The sequence below is a fragment of the Proteus sp. fly-1089 genome (assembly GCF_040138965.1).
GTDB lineage: Bacteria > Pseudomonadota > Gammaproteobacteria > Enterobacterales > Enterobacteriaceae > Proteus > Proteus vulgaris_B.
Genome location: NZ_JBEETS010000001.1, coordinates 646,114 through 666,618, shown reverse-complemented (window position 1 = coordinate 666,618; position 20,505 = coordinate 646,114). Strand labels below are relative to the sequence as shown.

At 34.2% G+C, this 20,505-nt stretch carries 16 protein-coding genes; 6 read left to right on the top strand and 10 right to left on the bottom strand.

From position 1 onward, the window contains the following. Window positions 1-182 precede the first annotated feature (182 nt). Window positions 183-584, top strand: coding sequence for a (deoxy)nucleoside triphosphate pyrophosphohydrolase (locus tag ABN080_RS03125; RefSeq protein ID WP_072068079.1), 402 nt, complete (start codon window positions 183-185; stop codon window positions 582-584). Further along, entirely contained in the window at window positions 577-3,465 is a 2,889-nt protein-coding gene (locus ABN080_RS03120) for a DEAD/DEAH box helicase (RefSeq protein WP_349440324.1), read from the top strand. Before ABN080_RS03125 ends, ABN080_RS03120 begins: the two co-directional genes overlap by 8 nt. A gap of 152 nt (window positions 3,466-3,617) precedes the next feature. On the opposite strand, the gene ABN080_RS03115 is transcribed toward ABN080_RS03120, so the two are convergent. The 7 genes from ABN080_RS03115 to ABN080_RS03085 all read right to left on the bottom strand — a co-directional run bounded on the left by ABN080_RS03115 (window position 3,618) and on the right by ABN080_RS03085 (window position 11,751). Next, the gene (locus ABN080_RS03115) at window positions 3,618-5,216 is read right to left on the bottom strand and encodes an ABC-F family ATPase (RefSeq protein WP_109408225.1); all 1,599 of its coding nucleotides are present in this window, start codon (window positions 5,214-5,216) and stop codon (window positions 3,618-3,620) included. Window positions 5,217-5,432: 216 nt separating this feature from the next. Further along, window positions 5,433-6,062, bottom strand: coding sequence for an NAD(P)H-binding protein (locus tag ABN080_RS03110; protein ID WP_349440323.1), 630 nt, complete (start codon window positions 6,060-6,062; stop codon window positions 5,433-5,435). 6 nt (window positions 6,063-6,068) lie between these two features. Continuing rightward, window positions 6,069-6,557 carry a heme utilization cystosolic carrier protein HutX gene (gene hutX, locus ABN080_RS03105; protein ID WP_502935106.1) on the bottom strand — a complete coding sequence of 163 codons (489 nt, stop codon included), beginning with the start codon at window positions 6,555-6,557 and terminating at the stop codon, window positions 6,069-6,071. A 42-nt stretch (window positions 6,558-6,599) separates the two neighbouring features. Then, a complete protein-coding gene (gene hutW / locus ABN080_RS03100; protein ID WP_502935105.1) occupies window positions 6,600-7,946 on the bottom strand; it encodes a heme anaerobic degradation radical SAM methyltransferase ChuW/HutW in 1,347 nt (448 codons plus the stop codon). 20 nt (window positions 7,947-7,966) lie between these two features. Further along, the gene (locus tag ABN080_RS03095) at window positions 7,967-8,851 is read right to left on the bottom strand and encodes a heme/hemin ABC transporter substrate-binding protein (RefSeq protein ID WP_349440322.1); all 885 of its coding nucleotides are present in this window, start codon (window positions 8,849-8,851) and stop codon (window positions 7,967-7,969) included. A gap of 2 nt (window positions 8,852-8,853) precedes the next feature. Further along, entirely contained in the window at window positions 8,854-10,992 is a 2,139-nt protein-coding gene (locus ABN080_RS03090; RefSeq protein ID WP_196553046.1) for a TonB-dependent receptor plug domain-containing protein, read from the bottom strand. A gap of 276 nt (window positions 10,993-11,268) precedes the next feature. Further along, window positions 11,269-11,751, bottom strand: coding sequence for a MarR family winged helix-turn-helix transcriptional regulator (locus tag ABN080_RS03085; protein WP_072068074.1), 483 nt, complete (start codon window positions 11,749-11,751; stop codon window positions 11,269-11,271). A gap of 97 nt (window positions 11,752-11,848) precedes the next feature. On the opposite strand from ABN080_RS03085, the gene ABN080_RS03080 reads away from it, so the two are divergent. Together ABN080_RS03080 and ABN080_RS03075 are read left to right on the top strand one after the other, a co-directional pair. Continuing rightward, window positions 11,849-12,724, top strand: coding sequence for an EamA family transporter (locus ABN080_RS03080; protein ID WP_349440321.1), 876 nt, complete (start codon window positions 11,849-11,851; stop codon window positions 12,722-12,724). A 69-nt stretch (window positions 12,725-12,793) separates the two neighbouring features. Then, window positions 12,794-13,249 carry a YaiI/YqxD family protein gene (locus ABN080_RS03075; protein ID WP_072068072.1) on the top strand — a complete coding sequence of 152 codons (456 nt, stop codon included), beginning with the start codon at window positions 12,794-12,796 and terminating at the stop codon, window positions 13,247-13,249. Window positions 13,250-13,349: 100 nt separating this feature from the next. Here the strand turns inward: ABN080_RS03075 and ABN080_RS03070 are convergent, their stop codons facing one another. After that, window positions 13,350-14,597, bottom strand: coding sequence for a TerD family protein (locus tag ABN080_RS03070; protein ID WP_349440320.1), 1,248 nt, complete (start codon window positions 14,595-14,597; stop codon window positions 13,350-13,352). 173 nt (window positions 14,598-14,770) lie between these two features. Here ABN080_RS03070 and ABN080_RS03065 point away from each other — a divergent pair, with 173 nt between their 5' ends. Further along, window positions 14,771-16,171: an amidohydrolase gene (locus tag ABN080_RS03065; protein WP_349440319.1), complete on the top strand. Its 1,401-nt coding sequence runs from the start codon at window positions 14,771-14,773 to the stop codon at window positions 16,169-16,171. A 352-nt stretch (window positions 16,172-16,523) separates the two neighbouring features. Continuing rightward, complete coding sequence (locus tag ABN080_RS03060; RefSeq protein WP_349440318.1) at window positions 16,524-18,170, top strand: DUF4139 domain-containing protein; 1,647 nt, start codon at window positions 16,524-16,526, stop codon at window positions 18,168-18,170. 187 nt (window positions 18,171-18,357) lie between these two features. On the opposite strand, the gene ABN080_RS03055 is transcribed toward ABN080_RS03060, so the two are convergent. Continuing rightward, window positions 18,358-18,795, bottom strand: coding sequence for a GNAT family N-acetyltransferase (locus ABN080_RS03055; RefSeq protein WP_349440317.1), 438 nt, complete (start codon window positions 18,793-18,795; stop codon window positions 18,358-18,360). A gap of 253 nt (window positions 18,796-19,048) precedes the next feature. After that, a complete protein-coding gene (locus tag ABN080_RS03050) occupies window positions 19,049-20,425 on the bottom strand; it encodes an IS1/IS1595 family N-terminal zinc-binding domain-containing protein (RefSeq protein ID WP_349440316.1) in 1,377 nt (458 codons plus the stop codon). Window positions 20,426-20,505: the final 80 nt, after the last annotated feature.

Genomic DNA, 20,505 nt, shown 5'->3' with positions numbered 1-20,505 from the left:
ACTGTCAGTCAATATAAATGATAATTATTTACATTTATGTGTGGGGTTTAATAATTGTGTAATCAAATCACAATAAAGATATTTTCTGTATATGACTATCTGAAAAATTATTCATAGATTTTATTAATCTAATTTTAAAAGGTATAATATATAAAATTCTCATATAACAAAGATGATGAAAAATGAAAACAATCGAAGTTGTTGCAGCAATTATTGTACATCGTGGACAAGTTCTTTGTGCCCAACGAGGAGACAGCAAATTAGATTATATCTCCAGAAAATATGAATTTCCTGGTGGCAAAGTTGAAAAGAACGAATCCTTAGAAAAAGCTTTGATTAGAGAAATTAAAGAAGAATTAAAAATGGATATTAATATACGCTCACACTTTACAACAGTTGAACATACATATCCTGATTTTAATATTATCATGCATAGTTTTTTATGTGATGTTAATTCAAGAATCTTACAACTATCTGAGCATTTAAATATTCAATGGTTAAATAAACATGAATTAGATAACTTAGATTGGGCTGAAGCGGATCTTCCAATTGTTGAAAAATTAAAAGTGTCTAATTATGAATAATAAAGTTAATGAACTTAGAAAAAGTATTGAAACTGGTTTTATTAATAGTAAATACCTATCAGAGCAACAATATCAACCAGAATTGTTGACCAATGATAAACAAGGTAAAAAAATACTTATTACAATAAAAGAACAACTGGAATCATGTGATCATTTCTGGTTTTCAGTTGCATTTTTAACAAGTAGTGGTCTTGCTAGTATAATTCAAGATTTACTTAACTTAGAAGAAAGAAATATTTCTGGAAAAATATTAGTTTCACAATACTTAAATTTTACTGAACCTGAGGCATTAAAAAAGCTATTACGCTTTAAAAATATTGAGCTTCGTATATCCATAAACTCAAACTTTCATGCTAAAGGCTATTTATTTAAACAAGGGAAGTTGAATCATTTAATTATCGGTAGTAGCAATCTTACGGCAAGTGCACTTAGTATAAATAAAGAATGGAATTTAAAAGTTACATCAAAAAACACAAGTGGATTATCAATAACAACATTAGAAGAATTTAATAAGGAATTCAATCGTTCTACTATTGTTACAAATGAATTTATAAAAAAATATGAATTAATTTTTATAGAACAGAAAGCTAATAACGAAAAGATAACTAAGCTTATAACGGAAGAAATAAAACCAAATAAGATACAAGAAGATGCATTAAAAAATTTAGAACAATTACGAATTAATGGTGAAAAGAAAGCATTATTAATCTCTGCTACTGGAACGGGAAAAACCTACTTATCAGCTTTTGATGCTTATAAATTCAATCCTAATAGGCTATTATTTATTGTTCATCGAAAAAAAATAGCAAAAGATGCAATGAATACATATGAAAATATTTTTAAGCAGAAAAAAACATGTGGGTTATATTCAGGTAAAAATTTAGAACTAGAAAAAGATTTTATTTTCTCTACAGTACAAACATTATCAAAACAGGAACATTTAAAAAAATTTGATCCTAAAGATTTTGACTATATTGTTATTGATGAAACTCATAGAGTTAATGCAAATAGCTATCAACATATTTTAAACTATTTCTCACCTAAGTTTATTTTAGGTATGACTGCAACCCCTGAAAGAACTGATGGCAATGATATTTATAAATATTTTGATCACAATATAGCTTATGAAATAAGATTACAATCAGCGTTAGAAATGAATATATTATCTTCATTTCATTATTATGGTATAACTGATGTGAGTGTTGATGGTAAACAAATTAGTGAAAATTCAGCATTAAACTTATTAATAGAAAAAGAAAGAATAAAAAATATAATAAATAATATTAACCTTTATGGATGTGACAATGGAAATGTAAGAGGGCTAATATTTTGCTCCAATATTGATGAATGTGAACAATTTTCTTTAGAATTTAATAAGCGAGGATTTAAAACACTCTCATTAACAAATAAAACAACTGAAGAAGAGAGAGAGATAGCTATTGACAGGCTTGAATCTATTATACCAGAAAAAAAGATTGACTATATTTTTTCTGTCGATATTTTAAATGAAGGTGTTGATATACCAAGTGTTAATCAAATTGTTATGCTTCGGCCAACTCAATCAGCAATCGTATTTGTGCAACAACTAGGTAGAGGATTAAGAAAAAATAGTAATAAAAAATATTTAACTGTTATTGATTTCATTGGTAATTATAAGAATAATTTTTTAATTCCAATTGCTTTATTTGGTGATAATTCCTATAACAAAGATAATCTTAAAAAAATCATGTCTAGTAGGAATAAAATAATTCCAGGAACATCAACAGTTAGTTTTGACAGAATAGCCGAAAAAAGAATATATGAATCAATAAATAATGCAAATCTACAAAAGAAACAAGATTTAACTAAAGATTATATATCTTTAAAATTAAAGTTAGGTAGAGCTCCTTTAATGATGGATTTTATTAAATATGGCTCACGAGATCCATTTGCATTTGTAAAATATAGTCGTTCATTTTTTAACTTTGCAGAAGAATTTGAAGATACAATAAAAAATGGAATTAATAAAAAAGAAAGAAGATTATTAGAGTTTTTTGCTAATGATATAAATAATTCCAAAAGAATTGGTGAAAGTATTATTTTAAAAGAACTTCTACTTAATAATAAGTTATTTGTAAGTAAGTTAAAAAAAATCTTAAAAAACAATTATAAACAAGAATTATTAAAAGAAGATATTATTTCTTATGTGAATAATTTAAATTGTAATTTTGTAACTGAGGTTAAAGAAAAAAAACACTTACCTATATCTCAAATATATAATTTTAAAATAATATCTTATAACGATGAGTTTATAGAATGGGATAATCAATTTAAAACAATTTTAAAAAATAAATTTTTTATAAAATATCTAACAGATAATACCAATTACTCAATAAAAAAATTTGATGATGATTTTAATGTCGATTTATTTTTTGATGGTTTTCAGTTGTACAAAAAATATTCTCGAAAAGATGTTTTTAGGATATTAAATTGGAGTCAAAATCCTATAGCTCAAAATGTTGGTGGATATATTATTAGTAAAGATGGTTCTAACTGTCCAATTTTTGTTAATTATCATAAATCAGATGATATTTCAGAAAGCACTAAATACGAAGATTATTTTATTAATCAATATGAATTTAACTGGATGTCTAAATCACAACGTACATTAAATAGTAAAGATATTAAATCTATTATCAATTACAAATCTGGATTGCGCTTACCATTATTTATCAAAAAAGATAAAAATGAAATTGATTTTTACTATATGGGAGATGTTGTACCACAGATAAATAGCTTTGAACAAAACGTAATAGATAATAAACCTGTTGTTAAAGTAGTATTCGATCTTGAGCATCCTGTTGATAATGATATCTACAGATTTTTATTGATGAATAACTAGTCTTGATATAGATCGGTAACTTGATTTCATTATACTAATCAATTCTAGATTAGAAAAATATCAACCTTATTTGGCTGAATCAATGCAATAAAAAGGCCTGATAAATAGTTATCAAGCCTTTGTTTGCTTATTACTTTAATTTTGCTGTGAAATTAAAGCGTAACACCTTTTTTGGCAAGGAACTCATCATAAGTACCTTGGAAATTAGTCACTTTTTCAGGTGTAATTTCAATAATACGATTTGCTAATGAACTTACGAATTCGCGGTCATGAGAAACAAAAATCAAAGTACCTTGATAAAGTTCTAATGCCATATTCAGTGATTCGATAGATTCCATATCTAAGTGGTTGGTTGGTTCATCCATAATCAGAATGTTTGGTTTTTGCATCATCAGCTTACCAAATAACATTCTGCCTTTTTCACCACCTGATAAAACTTGAACTGATTTTTTCAAATCATCTTGAGAGAACAATAAACGACCTAATACGCTACGTACAGATTGCTCGTCGTCTTCTGGTTTCATCCATAAGCTCATCCAATCAAATACAGTCATATCTACTTCAAAATCAGTTGCATGATCTTGTGCATAATAACCAATATTTGAGTTTTCAGACCATTTTAAACGACCTGTATCTGGTGTTAATTCACCGACTAATGTTTTAATCATCGTCGATTTACCCACACCGTTATTACCCAGAATGGCAACTTTTTCGCCCACTTCAAGCATCATATTGACGTCTTTAAACAGCGGGGCATTATCATCATAGCCTTTAGAGATATTTTCCACTTCAAGCGCATTACGGAATAATTTTTTCTCTTGTTCAAAGCGAATGAATGGGTTTTGGCGACTAGATGCTTTAACTTCAGCTAATTGAATTTTCTCAATTTGCTTAGCACGAGAGGTTGCTTGGCGTGATTTAGATGCATTAGCACTAAAGCGACTTACGAAAGATTGTAATTCACTAATCTGTGCTTTTTTCTTCGCATTATCCGCTAATAAACGTTCACGCGCTTGAGTTGCAGCAAACATATATTCATCATAGTTACCCGGATGAACAGCAAGCGCACCATAGTCTAAGTCAGCCATGTGCGTACATACCATATTTAGGAAGTGACGGTCATGGGAAATAATGATCATGGTACTGTTACGTTCATTTAGCGTTTGTTCAAGCCAACGAATAGTATCAATATCCAAGTTATTCGTAGGTTCATCCAGTAACAAAATATCAGGATCAGCGAATAGGGCTTGTGCTAATAACACACGTAATTTCCAACCCGGTGCGACTTCACTCATAGGGCCATTATGTTGCTCTAATGGAATGCCTACATTTAATAATAATTCGCCAGCACGAGATTCAACGGTATAGCCGTCCATTTCACCAAACTTTACTTCCAGATCAGCAACTCGTAAGCCATCTTCTTCACTCATTTCTGGTAAGTTATAGATGCGCTCGCGCTCTTGTTTAACTTCCCAAAGTTCAGTGTGACCCATAATCACGGTATCAAGCACTGTATATTCTTCATAAGCAAATTGGTCTTGTTTTAATTTACCAAGACGCTCATTAGGATCAAGAAATACGTTGCCACTACTTGGCACTAAATCGCCACCTAAAATTTTCATAAAGGTTGATTTACCGCTACCGTTAGCACCGATTAAACCATAGCGATTTCCGCCACCGAATTTGACAGAAATGTTTTCAAACAGTGGCTTTGAGCCAAACTGCATAGTGATATTATTGCTGATTAACAAGACGAATACTCATTATTAGTGAATGACAAAAGGTAATGGGGCCGCATTATGCCACAAGTTACCCCCATTAAGACAGTAAAGTGACAAATGACTATTGAGGAAATTTCATTATGAGTAGAAAACTCATCATAATGTGAGCTATTGACCATAATTAAAGTAAGAAAAAAGAGATAACACATAGGTCATCTCTTAAGGTAATTTTATTGGTATTAATATCTATGATTTGGTTGGTACTAAGCCCGGTTCAACCACTGCATAAACTTGGTCATCTAGCAGATCAGCATCCATAAGTTGAGTCACTAAACGTGCAACATCACGACGATTAACTAAGCCGTGAGTCTCTTCATATTGATAAAGCTGAGCTTTACCCGTTTCTTCACCATTCAGTAACCCGCCAGGTCTTACTATTGCATAATCAAAACGGCTAGTTTGCAGCCATACTTCAGCTAATGATTTTTCTCTAACGGCTTGCCCAAAAGCAGCTTTTGCTCTGTCAGATAAGGCAACCCAACTATCACCACAGCCTAAAGAAGAAACCATGAGCATTCGTTGAAAACCCATTTTTTCCGCAGTATCAATCACTGTTCTATGTGCAAGATAATCATTTTCTCCCCCCATCGTTGAAATGATATCTGCTTCATTTCCAGCTAGTGTTAATACGCGGTCAACAGCATCAGGATCTATCGCATCACCCACGACTGTTTTTATTCCTTTTGTTTCTAAACGCGTTGCCGCTTCTGGATTGCGAACTAAAGCCACAATAGGGCGTTGTTGTGCTACACCAATATCAGCAATATGTGCACCAATCCCTTTACCGCCAGCGCCAAAAATAACCCAAGTTTTCACGTGCAATTATTCCTTATTTAATTGTTGTGCTAGTTGACGGAAAGCTGATAACTGCTTGGGTAATAATTGACGATGTTCATCTCGCCCAAGGAAGATTTTAAACATAGCAACGCCTTGTTGATTGAAAAATAAAATAGAGGCGGTATCCATACCCATAAACTTACGTTCGATCATTGCAATAGATTGGCAATTTTCGGCTTTAATATGGCCGGTCATTCCTTTTTTACCCCGTAAATTAAAATAGCCATGACGATGGAAACCACTTGGCAATTCACCACTAAACTCTAAGATAACATCTTGAGTATGCACAAGCGTGGTGACATTACCCCATTTCATCACACTATCCCAAACCGTATCGAATTGTTCGCCACTCATTAATGAGCGTGATGGTAAATGTCTCACAACCTCCAACAATGTGGTATTAAATTGTGTTGCAATGGTTTCCAATGTTCCATCAGGCTCAGTCATTAAAAATTGTTGTAACTCAGTATTCATGATGTTGTTTCCATCTTCTAATTAATATTCAGGGTAATAAAATTAACGAGGCGTATTTAATTGCAAAATTAATTGCTGTAAGGATGTCAGCAAGTTACTTGCCCAAAATCGACCTTCATTGGTTAATTTCATACAAAGAAAGTCGTCTTCAACAAGACCAGCTTGATACCATTGATTTAATAAAGGAGAGAGTAGAGTCGCTTGTGGGCTTAACTTGGCTAAGTCAACACGCCCGCACTCAATGCCAGCTTGTAACTCATGACGCCAACGAAAACCACTATCGGTTGTACGGCTCATCATCATTAAGGGTTTTTGGTTATCTGTAATTTTTTGATAATAATTATCAAGCGAACGTTCAATCATCCATGAATAACCATTAACAGAGCCACCAGCACCCGAGCCAAAAGCTAGGCAATCTGCCCCTTGTTTGATTAATAGATTGTAAAGATTACGCTCGCGGGTTGTTCTTGCCCAATGGCTATTACTGATCTGACGCCAGCCGACATTTTCCATAAAGTCACAACCTTGAAGATAAAGATCACGTCTTTGTATTGGTGAGGGCACAGTAATTCGTTGATTTTCAACTGCTTTACCTAATGGTGTATTAGGCAATAAGTTCAATGCATAGAGATCGACACCATCTAAGCCAATATCATGAGCAATAGTGAGATCTTCTTGCCAGTTCGTTGCATCTTGCCCAGGTAATCCAAATAATAAATCACACACCACGGCAGCACGATCTCGTAAACAAAGCCCTTTCATAAATTTGGTAGCTTCTTCACCCGTTGAGGTTCTCGCCATTCGTTTACGAATTTTACTGTTAAAAGTTTGAATACCTATCGAAAAACGGTTTGCACCTGCATCTAAACAAGCATCAATGCGATTATCATCAAAATTTAAAACTCGACCTTCAATAGTAATTTCGCAGTCAGGGGCTAGAGGTAGTGATTGGCGCAAATGTGCGATCACACGATAAAGATCTTTGGCGGATAACGCAGAAGGGGTTCCACCACCAAAATAAACGGCATGAATTGGTGCTGATTGATAAAGTAAGCTATCTGATTCAGCGGAGATCTCGCGCAATAATGCATTGGTATAGCGCGTACAGGCTTCTTCGTGATAGTTATTTTGATAAAAACCGCAAAATGTGCAATGTGTTGCACAAAAAGGGATATGAATATACAACAAACGCTTACAGGCTGGCGTTTTACTTGCTAATAAGGCTTGCCATGTTGATTGATGTTCTTCTTTTACAATAGGTACAGAACTTCGCCATGGCATGGTGGCATGCCTATCTCGAAAAGGACTATCACCTTCTAAAGCGAAGTGAGCAGTAAGATCAATTTCAGCAGAAGGGGGCATAACATGTGTTGCGACTGACTCTTTCATTATTAAATCATTCCTACTTATTATTCGCTCTTATTATCTTTTACTAGATCAGCGGGATAAAACTGTTGATGCAATAACTCTACAGCATCCACAATACGAGGCCCCATTCCCAAAATAAGGGATTGATCAATTTCGATAATGCGTTGATTTTTCCATGCTTGAGTCATTGACACTCCGGGCACAGAAGCTAATCCTTCAGACGCTCTTATTGTGCCTGTTTGGTTCTTTTGGCTTTGTGTCGTAATAACAATTAACTCTGGGTCAGCTGCAATAATGGCCTCTGCGCTATAGATACGATAATTCTCGTGTGTAGCGATATTCTCACCACCCGCTAATTGAAGGATCGCATCTGCGACACTGGTTTTCCCTGCAACTTGAGGAATTCCGCCTCCCGGTGAAAGAAAGAACATCACTTTTACTTTCTGTTTAATTTGATTATTTTTAGCCTGAATAGAGGCTAAACGTGATTGTAATGAATCAATTAATGCATCGCCTTGTGGCTGTTTATTCAGTGAGATGGCTAACGTGCGGATGTTTTGAAGCATTAACTCAAAAGTTGCTGGCGTTCTTGGTAATGTGATCACCTTAACGTTATGTTGAGCAAGCTGACGTAAAACCATTTTCGGTTCAGCATCATCCCACGTTACAAAAGTAGAAGGGCGTAGAGACAAAATGCCCTCAATACTTAGCTGTTTCCAATACCCAATATGGGGTAATACCTGAGTTTGCTCTGGGTAAGAGGTGGTTTCATCAACACCAACAAGCTTATTGCCAGCATCCATGGCATAAACTAATTCCACAATAGAACCACCCGCAATGACCCAACGGTCATTTTTTATATTCTCTTTTGCCGTTAAGCTAAAAGGCAACAATAAAAAACTGAGAGTAATTAATATTTTTTTCATTATTAAAACGCCCATGTCAGACCAACTGCAGCATTAATACCCGCAGCAGGGATAGATTCATGAGCTGTTTGATAACGCTTATTTAAAATATTATTTAAATCAAAGTTAATACGATATTGATCGTTATGGCCAAACTCACTACTAAGTGAAAGATTAACCGTTGTCCAGCCGGCGTAATGCTGTTTATTTTCTGGATTACTATGATCTTTCGCTTGCGTTGCTGCTCTTAAATATAAATCTGACATTAGATTCATATTATTGAGCAATAAGAGATGTTTAGTACCAACTCGTGTAGTGACTGTAGGTTCCCCTGTGTCCCATGTTTTTAGGGTTGGGCTAATAAATTGGCGACGCATCACATTGGCAGAAACATAAGGTGTAATTGGCCAACCTTGATATTGGGCCATTACCTCCATACCATAAGTTTTCGCGCGGTCGATATTGTCATAATAGAAGTAATCTGCTCGGCCTGTTTTGCTATTTCCTTCGCAAATACGTTCCCCAGCACAAGCGACTGAGGTGATGTAATCTTTTGCTTCAGAATAATAAATGGCGCTATCAATATACCAATTATTACCTTTATAACGTGCACCAAACTCTACGTTATTAGAGTGTTCAGCCTCAAGATCATGATTACCATAAGTTACCGCACCGCCCGCCGTTGTATTCATAAATTGCTGAACTAACGTAGGGAACACATAACCTTGTGCAAATGCAAGGCGCAACTCAGTATCTTTGAACCCGGAATAACGTAAATTGGATGAAACAATAAAAGCATTATCTCTCACAGATGTAGAGGGTAATGTCTTATAGCTTGTACCTGTTTTATTATGATTAACAGTCTCATCACCATCTTGTAATTCTGATTTTAACCAATACTGCCTAGCCCCCACAGTCCATGACCAATCTTCTGTTATTTTCCAACCATTTTGGGCAAAAACAGACACATTAGTTTGCTGACTGCGATTATGTAACAAAGATTGTTTTTCATAGTTTACGGCAGGTGGAAAACCCGTTGTACTATTTGAAGATGTTTGGCCAACAGAGGTTTGTTTTACTTTATCTTGTTGATATTGCGCGCCTAAAATGAGTTCATTATTTGCAGGTAACGTAAAGTTTGCCTGCATAGTCATTCCATAAGTATTCTGTGTATCCTCTGACTGTGTCCGGTTTTTAACAGTTAAATTACCAATCATTGGACTGCCTGTTGGCGTAACGACACCAACGCGGTTTTCAAATTTTCGTTCAATTCGCTGTGTATATGCATCTATATGAAGTTTTTTAAAATAATCAGCATCAATATCATAATCATAAAATAAGCCGATTTTTTCACGCTCAAGCTTAGGAACTTTAACGCTAAACTCTTGATATTTTCCCTCATCAGCATAATAAGATTGCGTAGATAAATCATAGCGATCAAGCGAAAGCCCAAATTTATGGTTATCAACTTTATAGCCTAACCATGCCCCTTGACCATTATTTCTAAAATGAGTATTAGCTAAGCGACCATCAGGAGTATCGCGATCACCATGATCGGCATAACTCCCATTAAAACGGTATTCAAAATCACCTATTGTGCCTGAAATTAACGCTGACTCACGCCATCCCATCGTTGCTGAGTCATAAACAACTTTAACATTGCCGCCAAAGGGCTTATCGCCGCCTTTCTGGGTGATTAAATTCACCACACCGCCAATAGCTTGTGAACCATAAAGTACAGAATAGGGACCTTTAACCACTTCAATACGCTCTAGTGCAGATTCATCAATTAAAATACCCGCACCAAAGTTTTGACCACCTCGTTGATAGGTAACTTCTTGTCCATCAACCAACAAAAGTACGCGTGATGAAGCCTCGCCACGAATACGAATTTGTTTACGGCCCGCGAGGCTATTATCAGTGACTTCAACACCAGGAATATCACGCAATTGATCTGCAATAGAAGACGCGGTTGATTGATTTAATGATTCCTTATCAATGACTTGAATAGTCGCAGGGCTATTCCATAAAGAGGAGGCACTACGCGTTGTAGTAACAACCAGCGTTTCTTCTTTAGGTGACGCCGTTTCAGCAATGGCGTATTGAGAAAGTGAGAGGGTTAGAGCCGATAATACGAAGCAAGATTTAAATTGAATACACATAGTTACAGACCTTAATGAGATCAATAATAATTATCATTCGCTTTATAATTTAACTTTTGGTATTCAGCAACCTAAAAATAGCAAATAGAATACATCTTTGATTTAAATCAAAGTAAAAATGTGACTTCATGCACATTAGGTGCCTAAATAAACAAAAATGGCATAAAAAGAAGGGTTTTTAAGCAAACAAAGAAAAGAAGGTAAGTAAGAATACTCAGTTTCTGTACTTACCTTTATTATTAAATATCTTGCAGAAAATAGAATGGGGGCAAAACATTATTCTAGAGAATTAAGAAAAACCTTTAGTAATTCATTTAATGCTTGCTGTTCTTGTTGTGATAAACCCGCAACCAAACGTTTTTGATTGTTAACATGAGCCTCAATAACTTGGTTGATTAATTCTAAACCTTGTGGTGTTAAAGAAACTAAAAAGCTACGGCCATCTTCCGGATTAACTTTACGTATAACCCAGCCTGCTTTTTCTAATTGATCAATGCGGTTTGTCATTGTGCCCGATGTAACCATCAATGTTGATAACATTTCACCAGGGGAAAGGGTATAAGGATTTCCTGCTCGTCGTAATGTGGCTAACACATCGAAACTTGATGTATTCAAGCCAAATTGGGAAAAAACTTTCTCCATTTCGCGGGAAAGATGCAAAGTAATATTACCCAATCGGCCAATTAACCCCATAGGGCTAATATCAAGATCAGGTCGCTCACGCTGCCATTGTTCGGTAATTCTATCTATTCTGTCCATGCATTTATCATGTCAATTATTTATCTTGACGTCAAGGTATTATCAATTTATCTTGACCTCAAGATAAATCACAATGGCAAATAACTTGAGTCACTTTATGAACCGATACACAACGCTTTTATTAACCGCTTTAGCTCCTATTGTTTGGGGAAGTACGTATATTGTGACAACCGAAATGTTGCCTGCAAACGTGCCAATGACATTGGCTGCATTACGTGCATTACCTGCTGGTATTTTATTATTAATGATTATGAGACAACTGCCACAAGGGATATGGTGGTTACGCGTGATAATTTTGGGTATTTTAAATTTCTCACTATTTTGGTGGTTATTATTTATTTCGGCTTATCGTTTACCTGGTGGTGTTGCAGCAACTGTAGGGGCGGTTCAGCCTTTAATTGTCTTATTTCTGTCTCATTGGTTATTACAAACACGTTTATCATGGCTTTCTATTTCAGCAGCATTAGGCGGCATATTAGGTGTGGCAATATTGATACTTACGCCTAATGCAACCCTTGATCCTCTCGGAATAATTGCAGGATTAGGTGGTGCTTTATCAATGGCGGCTGGTACTGTATTAAGTCGTCGCTGGCAACCACCAGTTACTCCTTTAACGTTTACCGCATGGCAGTTAACTGCGGGTGGTGCTGTATTATTACCTCTTGCGTTATTATTTGAACCTGCATTACCTTCATTAACGGGTATTAATCTTTTAGGCTTAGCTTATTTAACGTTAATTGGTGGGGCATTAACCTATGTTTTCTGGTTTAGAGGATTGGCATTATTAGGGCCAAGCTCTGTGGCATCATTAGGATTTTTAAGTCCACTTAGTGCTGTTATTTTAGGCTGGGCATTATTAGGACAACAATTAACTGGTTTACAAATTATCGGTATAATTGTGATATTAGTGAGTATTTGGGTTAATCAACAATCAGAAAAACGAGCACGAGCAAAGCTACAATCACTTAGTTAGGATTATTGTGTTATTTTAACCACCTTAACCATGCAATGTTTAATACAGAATAATCAAGAGAGAGTTGTTATGCCTATATGGGTTGATGCTGATGCATGTCCAAAAGTAATCAAAGAAGTGTTATATCGTGCAGCAGATAGAGAAAAAGTGATTATTACTTTTGTTGCTAATCAACGATTAATCGTACCTGCATCACCTTTCTTACGTACATTACAAGTTTCTGCTGGATTTGATGTTGCAGATAACGAAATTGTCCGCCGTACTAATAAAGATGATTTGGTGATCACGGCAGATATCCCATTAGCGGCGGAAGTAATTGAAAAGGGTGCGGTTGCTCTAAATCCTCGAGGTGAACGTTATACAGAAGCAACTATTCGTGAACGCTTAAATATACGTGATTTTATGGATACGATGAGAGCCAGTGGTATTCAAACGGGAGGGCCTGCAAGCCTAAACCAACGCGACCGCCAGCTTTTTGCTAATGAATTAGATAAGTGGCTATTACAGCAAAAAAGACGCACTTAACTTCACAGGTTATTATCTCTTTAAATAAACAAACGGGCATAGATATTATTGCCCGTTTTTCTTAAGATAAACTTTAACTTATTTCTTCTTTATAATGAGATTAGACATAACGCTTTGAGCCTAAAATACTCGGTTTCTTCCCTTTAAAAACATGCGGACCATCCATCGTTAATTTAAGCTCATCACCAATACGTGTTAACCAAGGAGTGGCTTCACTGCCTGCTCTTGATGTTACACCTGAAGGCTTTAACGTAATGCTCTCTTGATCAATTTCAATAATACCAATGACATAGGTATAAATCATATTATTGAAAAAACCTTTTTTGTATTCACAAGAGCACTCAACGATTTGATTACCATATTCCATGCGCATTGTTGGTTTTAATGATGCAACAGAAACGCAACCATTACTAATGGCAGAATAAACACTACAAACTAATGCCACTTTTCCGCCCATTAATTGAGAAATAGCGGGGTTTATTTCAACTGTTTCACAACCGGGCTGATCTTGGCTAACACTGACCACATCACCAGTATGGAAAACAAAAGGATCCGTATTAAAAGCACCACTTTTATCTGGCGCTTGAATAATAGACATTTGACCATTAGGGCGCAAAATACCCACACGAAGATCTAAATCATCGTTATCCTTACCATCACCATTATCTATCCACGTTGCACTGACTAAAATGCGCTTAGGTGCATCACTCCCTTTTAGTAAAGAAACACGGTGGCTACTATCTGGTTTCGTCAGTTTCACCACGCTTTTTTGTATATTAACAGGTGGTGTCGGCACAGGTGTAGTAATAACGGGGGCGGGTTCTTCAACCTCAATACCATAAAGATCACATAACCCAGCAAGTCCCGATGCGAACCCTTGCCAAACAGCACGCACTTTATTTTGCCCATTTCGAACATACAGTTCTAAAACAATAATGCCCGTTTCTTGCGAAAATTGGCTTGGCGCTAATTCAATAACGTCGTCATTATTTAACAATACTTGCGCTTTTAATTGCGCCACAACAGCAAAACCACCAGCACTTCCATCTTGCGTCAAGGTAATAGCAATTTTGGTAATATTGGTAGGTAAACGAGATAAGTCAAAATCAATACTATGAATAACCGATGAACCTTGAGTAACTGGTGCAATAAATGACGCTGCACCAGAGGTATGATGAGGGGCATTAAAAAAAACCATATCATCATCATGAACGACTTTGCCTGACTCAGTGACTAAAAAAGCAGTCAAATTAATATCAAGGTTATTGCCTACTGCATGAGAGACTCTAACTTGTCCTTTATTTTCACTTAGTGATGTATTTTCACCAGGTTGCAACGTTTTACTCATTAAAACTGCTCCTTGATTGATAAGACCAACTGCAAGAAATTGAGATGAAAGAAGTGATAATAACTTCAATTAATTATTTATTCGGTGATCTCTTTCACTTTCATTAGATATCAAAACCCAATGAATTTATTTATAATCTTAGGGAAATTTTTCCATCAAGACGAGAGGTAATGATGTCATTTTCTAAATCTATGCTTGCTTTGGCTGTAATGGCGGTCTCTTTTTCCAGTTACGCTGCAAAACAGGCTGATTTGATGATAGTTGACGGTACTGTTCTAACTATGGATCAGCAAAATAAAATTATTGAACAGGGTACTGTTGTCGTAAAAGAAAATAAAATTATTGCCGTTGGAGGCCCTGAGCTTTCCAAAGAATACCAAGCGAATAAAGTTCTAGATGTTGATGGTGATATTGTTATGCCTGGGTTGATTAATACTCATACTCACGGTTCAATGACAGTATTTCGTTCATTAGCGGATGATGTTCCAGATAGGCTTCACCGCTATATTTTCCCGCTTGAAAGCAAAATGGTTTCTCGTGAAATGGTCAGAGTAGGCGCTGATCTTGCAAATATCGAGATGGTAAAAGGTGGTGTAACAACTTATGTTGATATGTATTATTTCGAAGATGAAGTTGCTAAAACCGTTGATAAAATGGGAAATCGCGCTGTATTAGGAGAATCTGTTATTAATTTCCCTGTTGCAGATGCGAAAACACCAGAAGAAGGCATTCAATATGCGGTAAATTTTATTAAAGAATATAAAGATCACCCTCGTATTACCCCTGCTTTTGCACCTCACGCACCTTATACAAACACCACGGAAAATCTTCAGAAAATTGCCAAATTATCTATTGAGCTAGATGTGCCAGTAATGATCCATTTAGCTGAAACAGACCGTGAACAAGAAGAAATCGCCAAACGCACAGGTGGCAAAAGTCCTGTTCAATATATGGCCGATATTGGAGCGTTAAATAACAAAGTTATTGCGGCGCACGCGATTATGGTTGATGAAAAAGATATTGATTTACTGAAAAAATATGATGTTGGCGTTGCTCATAATATCAGTGCTAATACAAAATCAGCGAAAGGGGTTGCACCTGTCGTCGCAATGCTAGAAAAGGGTGTTCGTGTCGGTTTAGGGACTGATGGTCCAATGTCGAGTAATACACTAACAACCATGAATGAACTGAATCTTGTAGGTAAAATTCATAAATTAGAAAATAAAGATCGTGCTACAATGCCACCTTTAACGGTTGTAGAGCTGGCGACTATGGGTTCAGCAAAAGTCTTGCATATGGAAGATAAATTGGGCTCATTAGAATCAGGTAAACTTGCTGATATCATAGTTGTTGATACAAAATCACCTAATATGGTGCCTATGTATAGCCCTTATGCAGCATTAGTTTATGGTGCAAATGGCAGTAATGTCCGCCATACCATTGTAGATGGCAAAATTTTAATGGAAGATCGTCAACTATTAACGGTTGATGAGAAAGCGATTATTAAAGAAGCGCAAGATTTCTCTAATAAAGTACGTAAAACTGTTATCGATAGTGGCGAAGTGGTTAAATAAAAATCGATATCAAACATCTTTATCCTAGGCAGTTTGCTTTTAAACTGCCTTTTTATTTTTATCATTAAAATATTTCTCTTATTTTTATCCAAACAGGACTAATTAAGATAAAGTAACGACTAAATCTTTCACCATTACTAAGATAATCTTGCTTATTTATAATGATTATTCTATCTAATACTGTAACACTCTGTTTTATCTTGATCCTTATATTCTAATGTCATTTCCTCTTTAAGTTTATTCTGTTATCTAAATTATTAGAGATGCAATACTATCTCAATATACTTATGCAATAGTGCATTCCTATTTAGTATTCTGATAACACTGCTCATCAACTATGGATAGAATAAAAATGATGATTAAACCTAATAAACTCACTCTGTCACTTTTTACATTATCGGTTATTAGTGCATCTAACGCGTTGGCTAATGAACATAACTCAGCAGAACTAACTAAAACGCTTTATCAAGATGTAACACTTAATCAAGCCACTATTTTCTTACGAGGCGCAGAGCTTGAAAATAGTACGATGCTCAATTTGCCAGCAGGACAAAGTGAAGTCATTTTATCAAATGTTGCGGATAATCTTGATCCCAAAAGCCTATCAATTAGCATTGATAATGACGATGTGATTATTAACACCATTAACGTTAAAAAAATTCCTATTGCACCTAGTTACCCCCCTGAAATTGTAGTATTGATGAAAAAACAGAAAGACATTAATAAGCAAATTGAAGAATTAAACATCAATATTAATGTAGGTGATGAACAAATTGCTTTACTAAAAGACCAATCATTTTTTGGCTATGGTGAAACGCAGACATTAGAACATTCATCACAGAAGTTTGATTTTATTAGCCAAAAAATGACATCTATTTTAAATCAACAAAAAACAGCGCGTGAAGAAATAGCTAAACTGACTGAGCAATTAGAAGAGTTAACACGTAAATTAGAAATCGATATGCCAATTATTGCGCAAGAAAAAACACAAATTGTTTTATCTTTAGGCACATCAAAAAACCTAACAAGTAAAATGCGTATATCTTATATAACACCAGATGCTGGATGGTCTCCTGCTTATGATATTCGAAGTCAAGGAATGGATAAGCCAATATTACTTACCTATAAAGCAGATGTTATTCAAAATACAGGCCTAAATTGGGATAAAGTAAAGCTGGTTTTAACATCCACTAATCCATCTTTAAATATTACTGCACCCACTTTATCGCCATGGTATCTCGCTCTTTATAATGATAATGCTAAATTTAGAAGTAAAAGTATGAGCATGGATATGGCTTCAGCACCTTCCCCTGCAGTAATGAGAGAAGAAAGCTATGAAAAACAATTAAATAAAGGCGTAACGCGGTATGTGACAACCAATAATAATGGTATTAATTTAAGCCACGCTATCGCATTACCTTACACATTAAAAAATAGCACAGAGCCTAATACATTAGTGATTAATCAAAAAGAAGTTGTTGCAGATTATCGCTATTTAACCACACCAAAATTAGCTGAAGAAGTCTATTTACAAGCTGAAGTCAAAGACTGGGAAAATTTAAATTTACTTAATGGCCGTGCTAATATCTACTATATGAATAGTTTTGTAGGTAATAGCTATATTAATACTAATGAATTAACAGAATTACTTAACATTCCACTTGGAATAGATAAAAATATCCAAATTAGTCGTATTAATAATGAAAAAATAAGGAAAGAACCCATCTTTATTGGCACCACAATAGAACAAAAAGAAAGCTATACTATTAAAATAAGAAATACGTATAACACGCCAATTAAAGTGACAATTTACGATCAATTACCACTTAGCCAGGAAAATAATATTAACGTCTCAAACGCTGATTATAAAGATGGCGTACTTGATAAAGATACAGGTGAAATAGAGTGGAATATCACGTTAGGGGCAAAACAAGAAAAATCCTTACCATTAAATTATACGCTTTCTTACCCTAAAAACAGACAAATTATCGGGCTATAATTACGATCTTTAGGCTGATAAAAAATAGAAGAGGGTGCAATTGCACCTTTTTCTATTTTAAAGAGATCAATTCTATATTATAAAAAATCACTTATCATCTTTTTTAAAATTAAATAAAATTTAATCGATTATTGGTTCACTAATTGAAATTCATTATTCCAATAACCTATGATCATTATATTTCTTTTCATACTCTTATGACTGCCAACATATCATCACCATCTTTATCCAGACCTATCTCTTCAAAACCAAAAGAACTATAAAATTTTTTAGCTACTGGATTTAATGGGTTGTAACAAATTTCAATTTCATTGATTTGCTTATCTTGCTTAATTTCACTTAAAGCAATATGTAGTGCTTCTCGGCCTAATCCTTTATTTTGATGTACTTTATCTATCATAAAACGCCAGATAGCAATTTTATACGGATTTTCTTTCACCCACATAAAAAAACCAACAGGTTTATCTGATAAATAAATTCCTCTGACAATATAGTTTTCATTATAAGCCGCTTCGACTAAAGACCACATATTAGAAGCAATATAGTCTTCTTGATATTCTTCTACTTCAAGTAAACTAATTTCTTCATAATTATCTGAAGTTATAGGTTTTAAACTGATGTCCATTATATTCTCTTTTTAAATCACTAATTCACATATCAATATAAGTTCACCACTTATTATCATAGCTAAAATTTAAGAAAGATTAAGAGAAAATTTAGATAGCACTATAAGTCACATTACTTTATCCATTCCAAATATTGAAATAAAAAAATAACAATAGACAAGGATTAAAGTAGAAAATCATTATTAAAAATAAATAGATAAATTTTAGATGTGAAAATGCTTTGTTAAACACTTTTAATAAGCCATCTTTATTTTAAGTAAATAGCGCTTCCAATGTTATCATTTCTTTTCTTAATCCTATTTTTTGTGCGGGCGTTTCGTTTTCATTGATAAGACAATAATTATAATAAAAGCTATAAATAGACAATAATAAACTTACTGTACTAGGCGATAATTTTCTTAAAAATACATCCGAAAACTTCTCTTTAAATGATTGAATAAACAAATGACTATAATCAAGAGAAGGAGCTATTTTAGTATAAAAGTTAATATCATCTGTTTTATTTAACCCTAAATTACATAGATAAAAAAGCTCTTGATTATCTTGAGATATAAACTCATACCATTTATTATTCCACCAACCCAATGTATAACTCCCTTTATAAGAAAAGTCAGTAGTTAAACGAGTTCCTTTTGAAACCACATAATAAAGATTAGATTCTTTTCGCTTTATTTCTTTTCCATATGCCACCATACACCCACCACGTATAAAACTATCATGATAAATAAAATGGTATTGGATAGTTATTGGTAGAATAAATTTTAATTTAAGAAAATGAAAGTGTGATAAAACAACGGGTTCAATAATATGTTCAGAACAAATTTTTTCTGTATATTGAATTTGTCCAAAACTTTTTCTACTGTTTATTTGTTCATATCGCATAATAATATTATCAAGTAATATACCTTGCGTATTATCTAGCACCTCTTTTTTAGTATTGTTATGATATTGGCTGTCAGGACTCACGACAGCCTTACTCCAATTAACACTAGACAGAAAAACATAACCTGTATTAGAACAACAGGTTACAATCCCAAACAGCTCATTTGAAAAACCTTTTGTTGTATTATTTCGACAATTCAAAGTAAATACATTTGTTTGTAAGCTATAGATTTTGTTTCTATTCAAAGATTGTTCATATTTTCGTGTTTTTATTTCTAGCAATTGTTCAATTTTAGCTAATTTCCGATAAAACAGAGCGGGGGTAATATTTAAATTATTGATAATATAAGTTGGTGTTTGTATTTGTAAAATAAGGAGGTCTATTATTTTATTATAAAGATGTTTTAAATCTATATTATTTTTAAGGGAGAAAACAGCATTACACTTTTTGCATTGATAACGTACTGTTCTTTTTGCAGTTTTTCCATAAAGTATTTTCTCTGATGAATCACAATTTGGACAGTATTCATTGATATTTAAATTAAAAAAATCAATATAAGGATTTAATAATGTTTTTATATCCTCATTATTGATTAATACGCTGCTACCACCACAACCATTACAATAAACAGCGGGAAAGCCCAATTTAAAAGAAGGGATGATATAAACATCTTCTATTACGTCAGAAAAATGTTCACAACTCTCTGTTTTACATATATTAACATTGATTTCGTTTGTTATTTTCATCAGTTCTTATCATAAAAAACCAACACGAAACGATAATAACATAATTCAATCGGGTATATTGCTAACTTACTGTGATAGTT

Coding starts and splice junctions, on each gene's coding strand:
- ABN080_RS03125 (WP_072068079.1), top strand. CDS start 183: ATGAAAACAATCGAAGTTGTTGCAGCAATTATTGTACATCGTGGACAA.
- ABN080_RS03120 (WP_349440324.1), top strand. CDS start 577: ATGAATAATAAAGTTAATGAACTTAGAAAAAGTATTGAAACTGGTTTT.
- hutX (WP_502935106.1), bottom strand. CDS start 6,557: ATGAATACTGAGTTACAACAATTTTTAATGACTGAGCCTGATGGAACA.
- hutW (WP_502935105.1), bottom strand. CDS start 7,946: ATGAAAGAGTCAGTCGCAACACATGTTATGCCCCCTTCTGCTGAAATT.
- ABN080_RS03095 (WP_349440322.1), bottom strand. CDS start 8,851: ATGAAAAAAATATTAATTACTCTCAGTTTTTTATTGTTGCCTTTTAGC.
- ABN080_RS03090 (WP_196553046.1), bottom strand. CDS start 10,992: ATGTGTATTCAATTTAAATCTTGCTTCGTATTATCGGCTCTAACCCTC.
- ABN080_RS03085 (WP_072068074.1), bottom strand. CDS start 11,751: ATGGACAGAATAGATAGAATTACCGAACAATGGCAGCGTGAGCGACCT.
- ABN080_RS03080 (WP_349440321.1), top strand. CDS start 11,849: ATGAACCGATACACAACGCTTTTATTAACCGCTTTAGCTCCTATTGTT.
- ABN080_RS03075 (WP_072068072.1), top strand. CDS start 12,794: ATGCCTATATGGGTTGATGCTGATGCATGTCCAAAAGTAATCAAAGAA.
- ABN080_RS03070 (WP_349440320.1), bottom strand. CDS start 14,597: ATGAGTAAAACGTTGCAACCTGGTGAAAATACATCACTAAGTGAAAAT.
- ABN080_RS03065 (WP_349440319.1), top strand. CDS start 14,771: ATGTCATTTTCTAAATCTATGCTTGCTTTGGCTGTAATGGCGGTCTCT.
- ABN080_RS03060 (WP_349440318.1), top strand. CDS start 16,524: ATGATGATTAAACCTAATAAACTCACTCTGTCACTTTTTACATTATCG.
- ABN080_RS03055 (WP_349440317.1), bottom strand. CDS start 18,795: ATGGACATCAGTTTAAAACCTATAACTTCAGATAATTATGAAGAAATT.
- ABN080_RS03050 (WP_349440316.1), bottom strand. CDS start 20,425: ATGAAAATAACAAACGAAATCAATGTTAATATATGTAAAACAGAGAGT.